Below are 15,527 nucleotides of genomic sequence, written 5' to 3'. Positions count from 1 at the left end.
CTGTCGGGGCGCCCCACCCGCCCTTCCGTCATTCCGGGGCGGGGCCGCCGGGCAGCCGGACGGTGGCCAGCGCGCCCGGACCGCCGTCGGCGGCCGGTCCGAGGGTGACGTCGCCGCCCGCCTCCCGGACGCTCTGCGCGACGATCGACAGCCCGAGCCCGGAACCGGGCAGCTGGCGCGAGGACGGCGAGCGCCAGAACCGGTCGAAGACGTACTGGAGCTCGTCCGGCGGAATGCCGGGCCCGTGGTCGCGGACGGTCAGCACGCCCTGGTGCAGCCGGACCTCGATGGTGCCGCCGGGCGGGCTGTACTTGACCGCGTTGTCCAGCAGGTTGATCACGGCCCGTTCCAGCCCCACCGCGTCGCCGTGCACGTACCAGGGCTCGGTGTCCGTCTCGAAGACCAGCCCCGGGCCGCGCAGCTCGGCCCGCTCGACGGCCCGTCCGGCGATCTCGTGCAGGGCCACCACGGTGGGGGCCGGGCCGGTCTTCGGGGTGTCCGGGCGGGAGAGCTGGAGCAGGTCGCCGATCAGGACGGTGAGTTCCTGCATCTGGGCCTTCATGTTGCCGAGCAGCTTGGTCTTGGTCGCCGGGGGCAGCGGGCGGCCGGTGTCGTTGCTGCGGATCAGCAGGTCGACGTTGGTGCGCAGGGAGGTCAGGGGAGTGCGGAGCTCGTGCCCGGCGTCGGCGATCAGCCGGGTCTGCCGCTCGCGGGAGTTGGCGAGGGCGGTGCTCATGGAGTTGAAGGAGGTGGAGAGGCGGGCGATCTCGTCGTGCCCGTGGACCGGGATGGTGGTGCCGACCTCCTCGGTCCGGGCGATGTGCTCGACGGCGTCGGTGAGCTGGTCGACGGGCTTGAGGGCGGAGCGGGCGACCAGGCGGCCGGCGAGGGCGGCGAGCAGGATGCCGCCGGCGGCGACCGAGCCGAGCAGGATGGCGAGGCCGTCGAGGGAGTCCTCGATGGGCTGGGTGGGAGTTGCCACCATCACGACAGCGGGGATGGAGAAGTTGCGGTTGGGGGCCAGTCGGACGATTGCGGGGTCGCCATTGGTGAACTTCCCGTTCCGGGTGATCGATTGCCCGGGCTTGAGCTGGAATGCAGCGGCATCCCCCGGTGTGGTCACGATCGCCTTGGTCGCCCCCGGCGGCAGGCAGACTCCGGCCGACACGAGGAACTGGGTGTCCCGGGGGACGGCCCCACTGATCTCCGGCATGTTTCCGCCGCGCTGATGATCCAGTGCGGCTTCCGGAGTGGCGTAGCAGATGAGCCTCCCGGGCGTGGGCTGGGGCGCACTGGCGAGGTCGGACCGGACCTGGTTGTAGAGCTGCTTCTCCACGATGAACCAGCACGCCAGCGCCGACAGCGCGATCGCCACCGCCACCGCCGCCGCGCTCAGGAAGGTGAGGCGGCTGCGGAGCGAGCGGGAGCGGAACCAGTGCAGGAGGCGCTGCCGGCGCCCGCGCGTGCGGGGCGGGGCCAGCGGAGGGGGCGGAACGGTGGTCACGTGCTCGCGCCGGCTGCCGGGCGCAGGGCGTAGCCGACGCCGCGTACGGTCTGGATCAGGCGGGGCATGCCGCCCTGCTCGGTCTTGCGGCGCAGGTACATCACGTACACGTCCAGGGAGTTGGAGGAGGGTTCGAAGTCGAAGCCCCAGACCGCCTTGAGGATCTGTTCGCGGGTGAGGACCTGGCGGGGGTGGGCGAGGAACATCTCCAGCAGCATGAACTCGGTGCGGGTGAGCTCGATCGGCTTGCCGGCCCGGGTGACCTCGCGGGTGGCGGTGTTCATCCGCAGGTCGGCGAAGGCGAGCACCTCGCTCTCGTCCTCGACGGCGGCGCGGGCGGCGGCCTCGGCGGCGAGGGCGTTGCGGCGCAGCAGGGCGCGGACGCGGGCGAGCAGTTCGTCGAGTTCGAAGGGCTTGGCGAGGTAGTCGTCGGCGCCGACGTCGAGGCCGGTGACGCGGTCGCCGACGGCGTCGCGGGCGGTCAGCATCAGCACCGGGACGGTGTCGCCGCGCGAGCGCATCCGGCGGACGGCGGTGAGGCCGTCCATCCGGGGCATCATGATGTCCAGCAGGACGAGGTCGGGCCGGTCGCGTTCGACGGACTCCAGGGCTTCGTAGCCGTCGGTGGCGGTGGCGACCTCGTACCCCTCGAAGGCGAGGCTGCTCTCCAGGGCGTCCCGGAGGGCGGGTTCGTCGTCGACCACCAGGAGCCGGGCAGAGGGGTGGCCGGCCTCGGCGGCGGTACGGTCGTCGGCGGACGGGGTCATGGGCGGGTGCCCTTTCTCGTCGGGTGGAGGGCCTGCTGGGAGCAATTGTCCGTCTCAGGGGGTGCGGGTCACAGGTTCTGGCCGGCTTCGAGTTTCGGCAGGACCTGCTTGATGTCGTTGATCGGGATGGCGAAGCCGAGGCCGACGCTGCCGGCCGAGCCGTTGCCGGAGGAGCTGGAGCCGCCGGGCGCGTACATCGCCGAGTTGATGGCGATGACCTGGCCGCTGGCGTTGATCAGCGGGCCGCCGGAGTTGCCGGGGTTGAGCGCGGCGTCGGTCTGGAAGGCCTTGTAGGTGGTGGTGCTGCCGTTGTCGGACTGCGGGACGGTGCCGCGCAGGCCGGGCAGGAAGGGGAGGCCGAAGCCACCGTTGTTGCTGGTGCTGCCCTCGTCGAGCTGGACGGTGACGTCGCGGTTCTCGGCGCTGATGATGCCGGAGGTGACGGTGCCGGTGAGGCCGTCGGGGTTGCCGATGGCGACGACCGGGTCGCCGATGGCCATGGTGGAGGAGTCGCCGAGGACGGCGGGGGTGAGGTTCTTCGCGCCGGTCGCGGTGATCACGGCGACGTCGAGGGCCTTGTCGGTTCCGGTGACGGCGGCCTGGGCGGTGGAGCCGTCCTTGAAGGTGACGGTGATCCGCGCGCCGCCGGTCGCGGTGTCGATCACGTGGTAGTTGGTGAGGATCTGCCCGTCGGTGTTCAGGACGACGCCGGTGCCGGTGGAGGTGCCGTTGCCGCTCTTGACGGTGATCTGGACGGTGCTGGGCGAGACGGCGGCGGCGATGGCGCGCACGTCGGCGCTGCCGTCGGAGCGGGCGGAGACCGGGCTGGCGATGGTGCCGACGCGGTTGTCGGAGCTCTGCCGGTCCACGGCGACCAGTCCGCCGGTGACCCCGCCGAGGACGGCGGCGACCGCGGCGACGGCGGTGACCATGGCGAGCCGGCCGCGCAGCAGTCCTCGCCGGGCCCGGCTGCCGCGGTCCCCGGGGCCCCCGGGGCCGAGGATCGTGGGCGGCTCGGGCGGAATCGGCGGGGGCGGCGGCGGTCCGTCGAAGCCGCCGTCGGAGTGGTCCTCCAGGTAGCTGTACCTGTACCCGTCCGGACCGGAAGCGCTGTCCGGGCCGCCGGCGGCCGGGCCGCTGCCGAGCACGGTGCCCTCGATCACCCGGGGCTCCTGGGACCAGTACGGGCCGTACTGCTCGTGGGCCCGGTCGGGGCCGTACTGCTCGCTGGGGTACTGCTGCTGTTCGCTCATGCCGACCAAGCTCGACCCGGTGCATGAGGAGTGCATGAGAACCGGCTCAGAACGAGGAGAGAAGCCCGTTGGGTTCTCATAAAGCCTGGTCAGGCCACCCGCAGAGCGGAATCGGCTACTCCGGTACCGACCGGCCGGGGGCGCCGCCGTCGCAGCCGCAGGAGCGGCGGATGACCAACCGGGACGGGAACGTGCGGACCCGCTCGGTGTCCGACCCGGGCACCATCAGCGAGTCGTCCAGCACCAGGTCCACGGCGGCCCGGGCCATCGCGTCGCGGTCGGAGGCGACGGTGGTCAGCGGCGGGTCGGCGAGCGCGGCCTCCGGTACGTCGTCGAAGCCGGCCACCGCGAGGTCCTCCGGGACCCGCAGGCCGACCTCGCGGGCGGCCCGCAGCACGCCGATCGCCTGGTCGTCGGTGGAGCAGAAGATCGCCCGCGGCCGGTCCGGCGAGCGGAGCACGCCGAGCGCGACGTCGTAGGCGCCGTAGCGGTGGAAGGGCGCGTCGATCAGGTGCGGCTCGGTGGGGACGCCGTGCGCGTCCATGGCGCGCTGCCAGCCCTCGACGTGGTCGATGACCGGGTCGCCGGGGGCGGGGGACTCGACCGGGCCGCCGAAACAGGCCACGTACGGGTGCCCGTGCACCTCCAGCAGGTGGCGCACGATCGCCTCGGCGCCCGCCACGTCGTCGGTGACCACCGCGACGTCGTCGATCGCCTCGGGCCGGCGGTGCAGCAGCACCACCTTGGCGCCCTCCATCGCGGCGAACTCCTCGGCGGCGCGCTGCGAGGGGCCCTGGCTGACCAGGATCAGGCCGGAGACGCGCATCCCGAGGAAGGCGCGGACGTAGTGCACCTCGCGGTCGTCCACGTAGTCGGAGTTGCCGATCAGCACCAGCTTGCCGCGCTCGGAGGCGGCCCGTTCCACGGCGTGCGCCATCTCGGCGAAGAAGGGCTGGCGGGCGTCCGGGACGACCATGCCGATCAGGTTGGTGCGGCGGGAGGCCATCGCCTGGGCGACGCTGTTCGGCCGGTAGCCGAGCTGCTCGATCGCCGCGAGGACCTTCTCCCTGGTCGCGGGCGCGACCGGGCGCGGCCCGTTGTTGATGACGTAGCTGACGACCGCGGTCGAGGTACCAGCCAGCCGGGCTACATCGTCGCGCGTCACTTTGGCCACGGGGGGAGTCTACGCGTGTGGCCTCCGGGGTGGCAGTGGGACCTGGGGCCTCGTTCGGCAGGCCGTCGGGCGGCTCCGGGAGGAACCGGACAAGCCGGGCGGCGGACGGCCCGCCCGGCTCCGTGCCGGTGCTCGGACGGGCCCGGGCCTCAGGCGTCCAGGGGGGCGGCGGGGCGTTGGGCGAGCTCCGGCCGTTCCCCCTTCTCGGGCTTCTCCGGGACGACGAAGCGGTAGCCGACGTTGCGCACGGTGCCGATCAGCTGCTCGTGCTCCACGCCGAGCTTGGCGCGCAGCCGCCGGACGTGCACGTCCACCGTCCGGGTGCCGCCGAAGTAGTCGTAGCCCCAGACCTCCTGGAGCAGCTGCGCCCGGGTGAAGACCCGCCCGGGGTGCTGCGCGAGGTACTTGAGCAGCTCGAACTCCTTGAAGGTGAGGTCGAGCGCCCGGCCCTTGAGCTTGGCGGAGTAGGTGGCCTCGTCGACCGAGAGGTCGCCGTTGCGGATCTCCATCGGGCCCTCGTCGGTGACGACCTGGAGCCGGCCGAGCGCGAGCCGCAGCCGGGCCTCGACCTCGGCCGGGCCGGCGGTGTCCAGCAGGACGTCGTCGATGCCCCACTCGGCGGTGACGGCGGCCAGGCCGCCCTCGGTGACCACCAGGATCAGCGGGCAGCCGATGCCGGTGGAGCGCAGCAGCTGGCAGAGGCTGCGGATCTGCGGAAGGTCACGCCGGCCGTCGACCAGGATGACGTCCGCGCTGGGGGTGTCCACCAGGGCCGCGCCCTCGGCGGGGGCCACCCTGACGTTGTGCAGCAGCAGTCCGAGAGCGGGCAGTACCTCGGCGGAGGGCTGCAGCGCATTGGTGAGGAGGAGGAGAGAACTCATACCCGGTGGTCCCCTTTCCGGGTCGTCGCGGTCGCGTTACGGCTGCCGCCACAGCCGGATGGCGCACGTGCTGAGGGGGAGGGGAGGACGGCGGTCGGCCGCGGCGAACCGAGGGAGCGGACGGCGTGCAGGGCGCGACGGCGGGTCCGCCGGGGGTCCCGCAACCCCTGGCGCACCGTTTCTGCCCTGCTCATCACCGCGAACCCTCCGGTCTGGTCCGGTGCCGGGTGGCGGCCCGGTGCCGGGTGGCGATGCCCCGGCCGGCCGGGGCACGTCGTTGTGCCGCCTCAGGCGGGGCGGTTCCTGCTGCGCGCCGGGGGTGGGCCGACGAATCGCAAGAACGTCCGTACTGGCGTCCTGAAAGCACAAAAGGATCCGGGGGCGACTCTGCCCGGATCCCTCATGGTGGTCGAGGATAGCCGACCTCGCCCCTCGGCCGGGAGTGCGGGAATCCGGCGGTTCGCCTCATTCGGGGCGTGCACCGGGTGAGGCTGGACACAACGTCGAGCGCCGGTCCGGCGCCCCTCGACGGCGGTCCGGCGGGAGACCGGTGCCCGTCCGGCCAGGGCGATTGCCGCTCGTGGCCGCGGACACGCCATCATGGGGACGCACATCGGAGGCGCTGTTCGGGTCCATCGTTCGGGTGGTCGGACGGCCGGCGCGGTGGCGAGCCGGACCGGGGCACCGGGACCGGGCGAGGACGACGAGAAGGGGTGGCCCGATGGGCGCGACCACCGAGCCCGCGAGCGGCGCCCGGGTGCGCGGGACGATCCGCTACTGGGCGGCGGCGAAGTCCGAGGCCGGGCTGGCCGAGGAGCCGTACGAGGCGGCGACCCTGGCGGAGGCGCTGGCGGCGGCCAAGGAGCGGCACGCCGACCGGCCGAAGCTCGTCCGGCTGCTCGGGCACTGCTCGTACCTGGTCGACGGGGCCCAGGTGGGCGGCCGCGACCACGCGGCCGTCGCCCTGACCGAGGGCGGGACGGTGGAGGTCCTCCCGCCGTTCGCGGGAGGCTGAGCGGCGTGACGGACATGAACAACCCGAACCACCCGAACCACGGCGGCTACGGCGAGTGGCAGCAGCAGCCCCACCAGCCGCAGCAGCCGTACCCGCCCCACGCGCAGCAGCAGCCGCATCCGCATCCGCACTTCCCGCAGCAGCAGCCGGGCCACCAGCCGCCGTACGGCTACCCGGTGGACGACGCGGCGGCGACCGCGGTGCTGCCGGTGGTGCCCGCGTTCGACGACGCCGAGGCGACCACCCTGCTGCCGCCGGTGCCGGCGATGGACGACGCCGAGGCGACGGCGCTGCTGCCGCCGGTGGTGGTGTCCGGTGCGATGCCGGTCGGGTCGCAGCAGCCCCCGCAGCCCCCGCAGCCCCAGCAGCGTCGGCAGCCGGAGCAGCCCCAGCAGCCCCAGCAGCCCCAGCAGCATCAGCGGCGTCGGCGGCCGGAGCAGCCCCAGCCGGACCCGACGATCCAGCTCCAGCAGCCGCCGAGGCCCCGGGCCCGGCACGCGGCCCCGGCGCCGCAGCCGGCCCCCGCGCAGCAGGTGGCGGCGGAGGCCTTCGACCCGCCGACCATGACGCTCAAGCGTCCGACCGCCCCCGGCCCGCTGGGCGCCCCCGCCGCACCGCCGTACGCGGCCGTCCCGCCGCAGTCCGCGCCGCCCGCCGGCCCGCGCGGCCGGACCGGCTCGCCGATCATCGATCCGGGTCTGCAACCGGCGCTGATCACCGCCGGCGCGGCCGCGCTGCTGGCCGGCGGCGCCGCGCTCGGGCAGATCGCACTGGCCCTGGTGGTCGCGCTGCTCCAGCTGCTGACGGCGGCCGGCTGGTTCCGGCTGAACGGCATGTGGCCCGCCCGGCAGGGCATCCTGCTCGCCGCGCTGGCCGGCTTCACGGCGGACGTGGCGGTGCTGCTGGCGGACTCCGACGGCGGCGTGGCGGCCGTGGTGGGCACCCTGGGCGGGTTCTTCCTGCTCGTGCTGGTGCTGCAGACGTTCCGTCCGTCGGACCCGAAGGAGCGGTTCTACGCGCTGACCGTGCTCGGTTCGGCCACCGTGGTGACGGCGCTGTGCACCGCGCTGCTGCTGGCCGACTGGGTGCCGGCCGGGGTGGGCGCGGTCGCGCTGGCCACCCTGCTGGCCGCGGCGCCGCTGCCCGGGCCGAAGCAGCTGGGCCCGGTGCTGGGCCTGGCCGCGGCGGTGGCATTGGGCCTGCTGGTCGGGGCGCCGGTGGCGCTCGGCGCGCTGGCCGGGCTGGGCGCGCTGGTCGGCCGCCGGGTCGCGGCGTACGACTTCCCGTCCCGCTTCGTGCACATGACGGCGGGCGTGGCGCTGCCGCTGGCGGTGGCCGCGCCGCTGATGTGGATCGCCACCGATCTGCTGGCCTGACCCTTCCGTCCAGGCCGCTTCGGACGGATGGCCCACCCCGGAACCATGTTCCGGGGCGGGACGTCGTACGGTCGTGCGAGGGCGGACGTGTCCTGCGTCCGCCACGGAACGGTGAGCGATCCACTGCGAACGACCACAGCGGCGAACGACGACGGCGACCGGCGACGACGGGGGACACGATGCGCGGATGGCTGAAGGCCACGATCGGCCTGGCGGTGCTCTCCGGCCTGCTGCTGGGCGCCGACCGGATCGCGGTGGGCGTGGCCGAGGACGAGGCCGCCGACCGGATCGTGAAGAGCGGCCGGATGAGCCAGCGCCCGGACGTTTTGATCGGGGGCTTCCCCTTCCTCACCCAGGTGCTGTCGATGAAGCTGGACGACGTCCGGATCTCCTCCGACGGCCTGAGCGTCGGCGACGGCAGCCACCAGGTGGCGCTGCACTCGTTCAAGGCCCGGCTCTCCGGTGTCGAGGTCGGCGACAGCATGAGCAGTGCCACGGTGGACAGCGGGACCGGCAGCGGGGTGATCTCCTACCCGGACCTCGCGCAGCTGCTGCCACCCGCCTCCCAGCTGCTGCACGGGGCGAAGCTGCCGGTGGGTGGCAACTCCCGGCTGACCCTGTCCTACGCCGGTCCGGGCAAGGTCAAGGCCTCGCTGGGGCCGATCGCGATCGGCGAGGGCAGCGTGCACAACAAGGGGAACACCGTCACGGTGGACGGCTTCCGGCTGAGCTCGCTGGCGGGGGTGGTGGCCGGCGTCACCAACCAGCAGGTCGAGCCGATGAGTTTCACCCTGGACTCGCTGCCGGCCGGGCTGAAGCTGGCTGACAAGGAGGGCGGGGAGGGCGGGGACGGCGGCGTGACGCCGCTGCCGGAGGGCCTCCAGCTGACCTTCGACGGCAAGGGCGTCAAGCTCCTGGGCTGATCCCCGGCCCTTCGCCGGTCCCGCCCCGGGCCACCGGCCGACCCGTTCCCGGCCCTGCCGAATCGTTCCGCTCCGCGAGACGCGCTGTCCAGCGCGGACCGCGGAGCGGTGCCGTTTCCGCCCCGTGCGTGCCGCCGGCGGGTCTCCGGCCGGGCCCCTTGAGGCCGGGCCGGGGCCAAATCCCAGCATTCGGTTGTTTTGATCCCGCTATTCGATACGCTGATGACAGCGGGCCTCCGGTGTCCCTAGCATCGTCGGCATGAAGCGACAGACGGATCTCACGAAGCGGCGGGCGGTAGACCTGTGCCGCGTGGCCGCCTGTCTGTGTCGAATGCGCTGATTCGGCGTCCCGGCAGGGCAGTTGACGCCCGCCGCCGATCTTCCCGGTGACCGCGCCCGGCTGTGTGGCGGGCGGTCGCCGATGTACTCCGCAGTTTCCTGCCCGGTCGCACCGGTCCGCCCTCTCGTCCCGGTATTCGGACTGGATTTCGGACCGCACCCACCCGGGCACCCTTGCAGCACCCTCCTGACCAGCACCTTCCGCACAACCGCCCTCGGATGGAGAACACCACCATGAGCCGCAGCGACGTCCTGGTCGACGCCGACTGGGTCCAGGCCCACCTGGACGACCCGAAGGTCGTCATCGTCGAGGTCGACGAGGACACCTCCGCGTACGAAAAGAACCACATCCGCAACGCCGTCCGGATCGACTGGAAGCAGGACCTCCAGGACCCGGTCCGCCGCGACTTCATCGACCAGGCCGGCTTCGAGGCGCTGCTCAGCGCCAAGGGCATCGCCAACGACGACACCGTCGTCCTGTACGGCGGCAACAACAACTGGTTCGCTTCGTACGCCTACTGGTACTTCAAGCTGTACGGCCACGGCGACGTCCGCCTGCTGGACGGCGGCCGCAAGAAGTGGGAGCTGGACTCCCGCGACCTGGTCGCCGAGGTGCCGGCCCGCCCCGCCACCGAGTACAAGGCGCAGGCCGCCGACTCCTCGATCCGCGCCTTCCGCGACGACGTGATCGCCGCCATCGGCAACCTGAACCTGGTCGACGTGCGCTCGCCCGACGAGTTCTCCGGCAAGCTGCTCGCCCCGGCCCACCTCCCGCAGGAGCAGTCGCAGCGCCCCGGCCACGTGCCGAGCGCCCGCAACATCCCGTGGGCCAAGAACGCCAACGACGACGGCACCTTCAAGAGCGACGACGAGCTCAAGGCGCTGTACGAGGCCGAGGGCATCGACCTGGCGAAGGACACCATCGCCTACTGCCGCATCGGCGAGCGCTCCGCGCTCACCTGGTTCGTGCTGCACGAGCTGCTCGGCCAGGAGAACGTCAAGAACTACGACGGCTCGTGGACCGAGTACGGCAGCCTGGTCGGCGTGCCGATCGAGCTCGGCAGCAACTGAGCCCCCGGCTCGACCCGTAAGTCAGAAGGGAAGAACAGACATGTGCGGTGCGAAGGCCGGCGGCCCGGACCTGGCAGGAGTTGACGTGGCGAACGAGACGATCATCCAGGGTTCGGTGACCCGCGACGGTGAGCCGGTCAACGGCTACGTCCGGCTGCTGGACGAGGGCGGCGAGTTCACGGCCGAGGTGCCCACCTCGGCGACCGGCCAGTTCCGGTTCTTCGCCCGCCCGGGCAAGTGGACCCTGCGCGCGCTGGTGCCGGGCCAGACCGTGGACCGTCAGGTGGTGGCCTCCCAGGGCACCGCCGTCGAGGTCGCGATCGCGGTCTGACCGGAGCCGGAACCAGTCCGGACCACCCCGAGGGCCCCTGCCGCGCAGGGGCCCTCGGCCGTACCGTGGAGGGGTGCAGGCAAGGCGGCGGCGTCGCTTCTACTACGCCATGATGGGTGTGTGCCTGGGCCTGTTCGTCATGGCCTGGGGCGTGGTGCGCTTCTTCTCGGTCGGGGCGGCGATCGGCATGTGCGTGGTCGCGATGGTCATCCCGCCCGCCGCCGCGGTGTTCGCCAACAAGCGGGACCCGGACGACGACTGGTGGAACGACCCGCGCTGGGACGACCCCAGGTGGGACGACCCCGGCCACGACCGGGACCGCCCCGACCACGAGCAGCGTCCCTAGGACGTCAGGGCGCGAGAGGCGTCAGTACACGAGGGCCTGGACGCCGTCCGCCATGATCTCGCTGACGAAGACCTGGGCGCCCGCGATCCGGACACCCTCGACGGTGTCCTTCTGCTCGATCCCGCGCCGGGCCGCGCACTGGGTGCACAGCGTCACCGAGCCGGCCGCCAGGATCGACTCCAGCAGGTCCGGCAGCGGAGCCGCGTGCGGGAGTTCGAACTCCGCCGCCCGGCCCGGCAGCGCGAACCAGGAGGACTCCCCGGTCAGCCAGAGCGAGACCTCGATTCCGCTGGCGACGGCCACCGCCGCCACCGTGAACGCCTGCGAGCACCGCTCCGGCGCGTCCGCCCCTGCGGTGACCTTGATGACGAGTTTCTTCGGCATGGCGCCACCTTAGAGGTGCCGACACCCCCGCCGTCCGGCATCCCCGGAACCCTTGGGCAAAGCTTGAGCACCCGCAAGCAGTCGCAGGAGAACGGCGCGAACGGCGACGTGGTGGGGCTCACCGCGACCGGCCGGAGACCGGCGGATAGAGTGAGCGGAGCAAAATCCACCACACTGTCGCCGCCTGGGAGCCCCCCGTGTCCGGTCTGGAAATCTTCTTCGACGGTCTGCTGGCCCTCATGGCCGTGCTGATCACCTGGTTCGCCATCTTCTCGGTGATGAAGCTGTACCAGGGCCAGCGCTGAGTCTGCCGTACGGTTGAGGCAGTCCCACACCGACGAGAACAGCGACCAGGAACATGATCGAGATCCCCTCTGACCTTCACAAGGACGTCGTCCCGCTCGCCTTCCTCCTCGGCACCTGGGAGGGCGCGGGCGTCTTCGACTTCCCGGGCGCGGAGAAGTGCAACTTCGGCCAGGAGATCGTGATCCGCCACGACGGCCGCCCGTTCCTGGAGTTCCGCTCCCGCACCTGGGTGCTGAACAACGAGGGCGAGAAGGTCCGTCCGCTGGAGAACGAGCACGCGTTCTGGCGCATCACCAGCAACCCGGACGGCACCAGCGGTGCCCGGGGGATCGAGATCTCCTCCGTCCGCGACGACGGCACGGTCGAGATCTGGTACGGCGAACTGGCCGACGGCAAGCCGCAGGTCGACGTCTCCACCGACGCGGTGGCCCGGATCGAGGGCTCGCCGGAGTACTCGGGCGGCAAGCGGCTGTACGGCTTCGTCAACGGTGAGCTGCTCTGGGTCGGCGAGAAGGCCGCCCCGAACGTGCCGCTGCGCCCGTACATGTCCGCGCAGCTGAAGAAGGTGCTCAGCCCGGCCCAGCTGATCAAGGACATCAACGACCTGCCGGACGACGGCATCGCCTTCTTCAAGTGACCGGCTCGAAGTGACCGGCCCCGAGTGATCGGACGGCCGGCGCTTCCGCGCACGGGGTAGGGACCGGCCCGCGGCCGGTCCCTACACTTGCATCAGGACCCCCGACCATTGGCAGGGACGGCACCGTGGCGGACACCGGCACCACCGACTGGCAGCTCTCCGGCGACTGGCACCTCTCCGACGACTGGAAGGCCGACCTGCGCGAACGCGGGTACCGGCTCACTCCACAGCGGCAGCTCGTGCTGGAGGCCGTCGACGAGCTCGACCACGCCACCCCCGACGACATCCTCTGCCACGTCCGCAGGACGGCCAGCGGCATCAACATCTCCACCGTCTACCGGACCCTGGAGCTGCTGGAGGAGCTGGGCCTGGTCTCGCACGCCCACCTCGGCCACGGCGCCCCGACCTACCACCTGGCCGGCCGCCACCACCACCTGCACCTGGTCTGCCGGGACTGCGAGAAGGTCACCGAGACCGGCACCGAGATCGCCCAGCCGCTGATCGACAGCCTGCGCGAGCGGCACGGTTTCGACACCGACCTCAAGCACTTCGCCATCTTCGGCCGCTGCGCCGACTGCACCGCCAAGCTCGTCGGGGACCGGTCGTAAGCTGGCCGGTATGACCGGTGTGAAGAGCCCGCTGCTTTCCCTGCCCGGAGCCGTCCCCGCCGAGGGGGCCGACGAGGGTGTCGCCGCCCACTACGGCGACATCTTCCGCGAGCAACGCAACCTGTCGCAGGGCGCCGGCTTCGTCGACCTCTCGCACCGCGGCGTGGTCACCGTGACCGGCCCGGACCGGCTCTCCTGGCTGCACCTGCTGCTCACCCAGCACGTCAGCGAGCTGCCGCCACAGCAGGCCACCGAGGCGCTGGTGCTCTCCCCGCACGGGCACGTGGAGCACGCGCTCTACCTGGTGGACGACGGCACCACCACCTGGGCGCACGTCGAGCCGGGCACCCAGGAGGCGCTGGTGGCCTACCTGGAGAGCATGAGGTTCTTCTACCGGGTGGAGGTCGCCGACGCGACCGCCGAGTACGCCGTGGTCCACCTTCCGGCCGGTTCCACCGCGTCCGTCGAGGGTGCCGCCGCCGTCCGCGAACTCCCGTACGGGCGTGACCTGTTCGTGCCGCGCGGCGAGCTGGAGCGGTTCACCGACGGGTTCGGCCCGGCGGCCGGGGTCTGGGCGTACGAGGCGCTGCGGATCGAGGGCCACCGGCCCCGGCTGGGCTTCGAGACCGACCACCGGACCATCCCGCACGAGGTGGACTGGCTGCGCACCGCCGTCCACCTCCAGAAGGGCTGCTACCGCGGCCAGGAGACGGTCGCCCGGGTGCACAACCTGGGCCGCCCGCCGCGCCGGCTGGTCTTCCTGCACCTGGACGGCACCGAGGAGACGCTGCCCCCGCACGGCACCGAGGTGCGGCTGGCGACCGACCCGGACGGGCGGGCGCTGGGCTTCGTGACCTCCTCGGCCCGGCACCACGAGCTGGGGCCGATCGCGCTGGCGATCGTCAAGCGGAACGTGCCGGTGGAAGCCGTGCTGCTGGCCGGGACGGTGCCGGGCACCCAGGACGTGATCGTCCCGCAGTAGGGGCCGCTCAGACCTCGACGAGGACGGTGAACGGGCCGTCGTTCACCAGCGCCACCTGCATGTCGGCGCCGAACCGGCCCGTCTCCACCTTGGCGCCCAGCGCGCGCAGTTGCGCCACCACCTCGTCCACCAGCGGCTCGGCGACCGGGCCGGGGGCGGCGGCGTTCCAGGTGGGGCGACGGCCCTTGCGGGCGTCGCCGTACAGCGTGAACTGGCTGATCACCAGCAGCGGGGCGCCGAGGTCCGAGCAGCTCTGCTCGACGCCCTCGTCGTTCGCGGGCAGCAGCCGCAGCGTCCAGAGCTTGCGGGCCAGCTGGGCGGCCTTGGCGGGGGTGTCGTCGTGGGTGACGCCGACCAGGACGCAGAGCCCGGGCCCCTCGATCGCGCCCACGGTCTCACCGGCCACGGTCACCCGGGCCTCGGTCACTCGCTGCACCACTGCTCGCATGCCGCCATTGTGCCGGAGCGCCGTACGGCCCCCGGAGGGCCCCCGGGCTCTCCCCGGGCATCCGCCGCACCCGGGCCGCGCAGCACCCTTCCCTTCATGCCGCGGCGGCCTCCTCAGGGCGCACACCAGGGGCGCATGCGGGGGTAGTGCACGCCCGGCGGTGTGTGCCTGCGCCGGATCGGGCGCCGTTCTCCCTGGGGAAAGGGCCGGTCATATCAGCCACCCCTGTTCGCCAGGGGGCCGTTCGGGTGCACGGGCAGTGCGCGTGCGCCGGGCGGGGTGGCACGCTGGTGGACCGTACGAAGGGTCCGGGGCGCCAGGAGGTCCGCCGCGTCGGGCCGGGGTTCGGCCGGGTGGTCGAGTCGATGGGTCAGGCGTTCCGGCGGTGCCGCCCCGGTGGGCGGTGCGCCGCCGGGGACCGGAACCTCCGGGGCTCCCGGGCGTGCCGGTGGACGGGGCGCGCGGCGCGTCGGGGGACGGGCCGGACCGGTGGCAGGGCGGGGTGCCACGAGCGGGCGGGATCGGACGACGTCAGGTGGATGGGTGATGGACGCGAGCAGCGCGGCGCGGGACCGGTCCGAGCCGGTGGTGCGGGCCCCCGGGGATCCGGACGGTCCGGCGGTGGGTGCGGAGTACGAGCCCGACCTGGAGCGGCTGGGCCTGGACCAGTTGCGGGTGCTGCGCCGGGAGACCCTGGAGCAGGAGGCCGACCTGTCCTACCTGCGGCGGCTGCTGCACGGGCGGATGGACATCCTGCGCGCCGAACTCGACCGGCGGCCCGGCGTGGGCCCGGTCCGTGAGCCCGGCCCGTCCGGCCCCGACCTGGCCCCCGGCGACCTGCTGGACCGGCTGCCGGCCATCCTGACCGACGCGCCCTCCACCGTGCGGCGCTCGGCCCGGCACGTCACCCTCGGCCCGCCGCGCACCCAGGAGTCCCGGCTGGAGGCGGACGCGCTGATGGGCGACGTCCAGCTCGCCGACCTGGCGGCGCACCCGGCCGAGGAGCTGCTGGCCGCCCTGGAGCGGCTGCGGGCGCACGAGCGCGAGGTGTCCGGACGGCGCCGGCGGCTGCTGCGCACGGCCGACGGTTGCAGTGCCGAGATCACCCGCAGGTACCGTGATGGGGAAGCACGGGTCGACGACCTGCTCGCAGGAGGGCCGCTCTGACCGGGTGAGTCGCCG

The 15,527-nt window shown here is 72.9% G+C and carries 18 protein-coding genes; 11 read left to right on the top strand and 7 right to left on the bottom strand.

Translation table 11 applies throughout. The annotated features are described in order from the left end of the window. Nucleotides 1-28: 28 nt before the first annotated feature. The 5 genes from ACFU7Y_RS09600 to ACFU7Y_RS09580 all read right to left on the bottom strand — a co-directional run bounded on the left by ACFU7Y_RS09600 (nt 29) and on the right by ACFU7Y_RS09580 (nt 5,579). Complete coding sequence (locus tag ACFU7Y_RS09600) at nt 29-1,504, bottom strand: HAMP domain-containing sensor histidine kinase (RefSeq protein WP_224281810.1); 1,476 nt, start codon at nt 1,502-1,504, stop codon at nt 29-31. After that, the gene (locus tag ACFU7Y_RS09595; RefSeq protein ID WP_224281812.1) at nt 1,501-2,271 is read right to left on the bottom strand and encodes a response regulator transcription factor; all 771 of its coding nucleotides are present in this window, start codon (nt 2,269-2,271) and stop codon (nt 1,501-1,503) included. The genes ACFU7Y_RS09600 and ACFU7Y_RS09595 overlap by 4 nt, the downstream gene beginning before the upstream one ends. Nucleotides 2,272-2,339: 68 nt before the next feature. Beyond that, complete coding sequence (locus ACFU7Y_RS09590; RefSeq protein ID WP_380767188.1) at nt 2,340-3,524, bottom strand: S1C family serine protease; 1,185 nt, start codon at nt 3,522-3,524, stop codon at nt 2,340-2,342. Between the two features lie 115 nt (nt 3,525-3,639). Continuing rightward, nucleotides 3,640-4,698, bottom strand: a complete 1,059-nt coding sequence (locus ACFU7Y_RS09585; RefSeq protein WP_224281816.1) for a LacI family DNA-binding transcriptional regulator — start codon at nt 4,696-4,698, stop codon at nt 3,640-3,642. Between the two features lie 149 nt (nt 4,699-4,847). Further along, nucleotides 4,848-5,579 carry a response regulator transcription factor gene (locus tag ACFU7Y_RS09580; protein ID WP_380767186.1) on the bottom strand — a complete coding sequence of 244 codons (732 nt, stop codon included), beginning with the start codon at nt 5,577-5,579 and terminating at the stop codon, nt 4,848-4,850. A 721-nt stretch (nt 5,580-6,300) separates the two neighbouring features. On the opposite strand from ACFU7Y_RS09580, the gene ACFU7Y_RS09575 reads away from it, so the two are divergent. The 7 genes from ACFU7Y_RS09575 to ACFU7Y_RS09545 all read left to right on the top strand — a co-directional run bounded on the left by ACFU7Y_RS09575 (nt 6,301) and on the right by ACFU7Y_RS09545 (nt 10,980). Continuing rightward, nucleotides 6,301-6,594 (top strand): MoaD/ThiS family protein, encoded by a 294-nt coding sequence (locus ACFU7Y_RS09575; protein ID WP_224281820.1) that lies wholly within the window; start codon nt 6,301-6,303, stop codon nt 6,592-6,594. A 5-nt stretch (nt 6,595-6,599) separates the two neighbouring features. Next, a complete protein-coding gene (locus ACFU7Y_RS09570) occupies nt 6,600-7,970 on the top strand; it encodes a hypothetical protein (protein WP_380767184.1) in 1,371 nt (456 codons plus the stop codon). Nucleotides 7,971-8,149: 179 nt separating this feature from the next. Continuing rightward, nucleotides 8,150-8,893, top strand: a complete 744-nt coding sequence (locus ACFU7Y_RS09565) for a DUF2993 domain-containing protein (protein WP_380767182.1) — start codon at nt 8,150-8,152, stop codon at nt 8,891-8,893. A 259-nt stretch (nt 8,894-9,152) separates the two neighbouring features. Beyond that, nucleotides 9,153-9,233, top strand: a complete 81-nt coding sequence (locus ACFU7Y_RS09560; protein ID WP_350517234.1) for an Ms5788A family Cys-rich leader peptide — start codon at nt 9,153-9,155, stop codon at nt 9,231-9,233. A gap of 233 nt (nt 9,234-9,466) precedes the next feature. After that, nucleotides 9,467-10,303, top strand: a complete 837-nt coding sequence (locus ACFU7Y_RS09555) for a sulfurtransferase (protein WP_380767180.1) — start codon at nt 9,467-9,469, stop codon at nt 10,301-10,303. Between the two features lie 40 nt (nt 10,304-10,343). Continuing rightward, complete coding sequence (locus ACFU7Y_RS09550) at nt 10,344-10,634, top strand: DUF1416 domain-containing protein (RefSeq protein ID WP_030059605.1); 291 nt, start codon at nt 10,344-10,346, stop codon at nt 10,632-10,634. 73 nt (nt 10,635-10,707) lie between these two features. Further along, nucleotides 10,708-10,980: a DUF3099 domain-containing protein gene (locus ACFU7Y_RS09545; RefSeq protein WP_224283113.1), complete on the top strand. Its 273-nt coding sequence runs from the start codon at nt 10,708-10,710 to the stop codon at nt 10,978-10,980. A 21-nt stretch (nt 10,981-11,001) separates the two neighbouring features. Here ACFU7Y_RS09545 and ACFU7Y_RS09540 read toward each other — a convergent pair whose 3' ends face one another. Continuing rightward, on the bottom strand, nt 11,002-11,364 hold the full coding sequence (locus ACFU7Y_RS09540; RefSeq protein WP_189924813.1) for a DsrE family protein: 363 nt from the start codon (nt 11,362-11,364) through the stop codon (nt 11,002-11,004). 358 nt (nt 11,365-11,722) lie between these two features. On the opposite strand from ACFU7Y_RS09540, the gene ACFU7Y_RS09535 reads away from it, so the two are divergent. The 3 genes from ACFU7Y_RS09535 to ACFU7Y_RS09525 all read left to right on the top strand — a co-directional run bounded on the left by ACFU7Y_RS09535 (nt 11,723) and on the right by ACFU7Y_RS09525 (nt 13,897). Beyond that, nucleotides 11,723-12,307, top strand: coding sequence for an FABP family protein (locus ACFU7Y_RS09535; RefSeq protein WP_224283112.1), 585 nt, complete (start codon nt 11,723-11,725; stop codon nt 12,305-12,307). Between the two features lie 125 nt (nt 12,308-12,432). After that, nucleotides 12,433-12,915 carry a Fur family transcriptional regulator gene (locus tag ACFU7Y_RS09530; RefSeq protein ID WP_380767178.1) on the top strand — a complete coding sequence of 161 codons (483 nt, stop codon included), beginning with the start codon at nt 12,433-12,435 and terminating at the stop codon, nt 12,913-12,915. Between the two features lie 19 nt (nt 12,916-12,934). Continuing rightward, the gene (locus ACFU7Y_RS09525; RefSeq protein ID WP_224283116.1) at nt 12,935-13,897 is read left to right on the top strand and encodes a folate-binding protein YgfZ; all 963 of its coding nucleotides are present in this window, start codon (nt 12,935-12,937) and stop codon (nt 13,895-13,897) included. Between the two features lie 7 nt (nt 13,898-13,904). On the opposite strand, the gene dtd is transcribed toward ACFU7Y_RS09525, so the two are convergent. Further along, nucleotides 13,905-14,345, bottom strand: coding sequence for a D-aminoacyl-tRNA deacylase (gene dtd / locus ACFU7Y_RS09520; RefSeq protein WP_224283110.1), 441 nt, complete (start codon nt 14,343-14,345; stop codon nt 13,905-13,907). 546 nt (nt 14,346-14,891) lie between these two features. Between dtd and ACFU7Y_RS09515 the strand changes: the two genes are divergently transcribed. After that, nucleotides 14,892-15,512, top strand: a complete 621-nt coding sequence (locus ACFU7Y_RS09515; protein ID WP_263455419.1) for an ABC transporter substrate-binding protein — start codon at nt 14,892-14,894, stop codon at nt 15,510-15,512. Nucleotides 15,513-15,527 lie beyond the last annotated feature (15 nt).

The organism is Kitasatospora sp. NPDC057542 (assembly GCF_042801945.1).
Classification (GTDB): Bacteria; Actinomycetota; Actinomycetes; order Streptomycetales; family Streptomycetaceae; genus Kitasatospora.
This window is presented reverse-complemented; position numbering and strand designations above follow the sequence as displayed.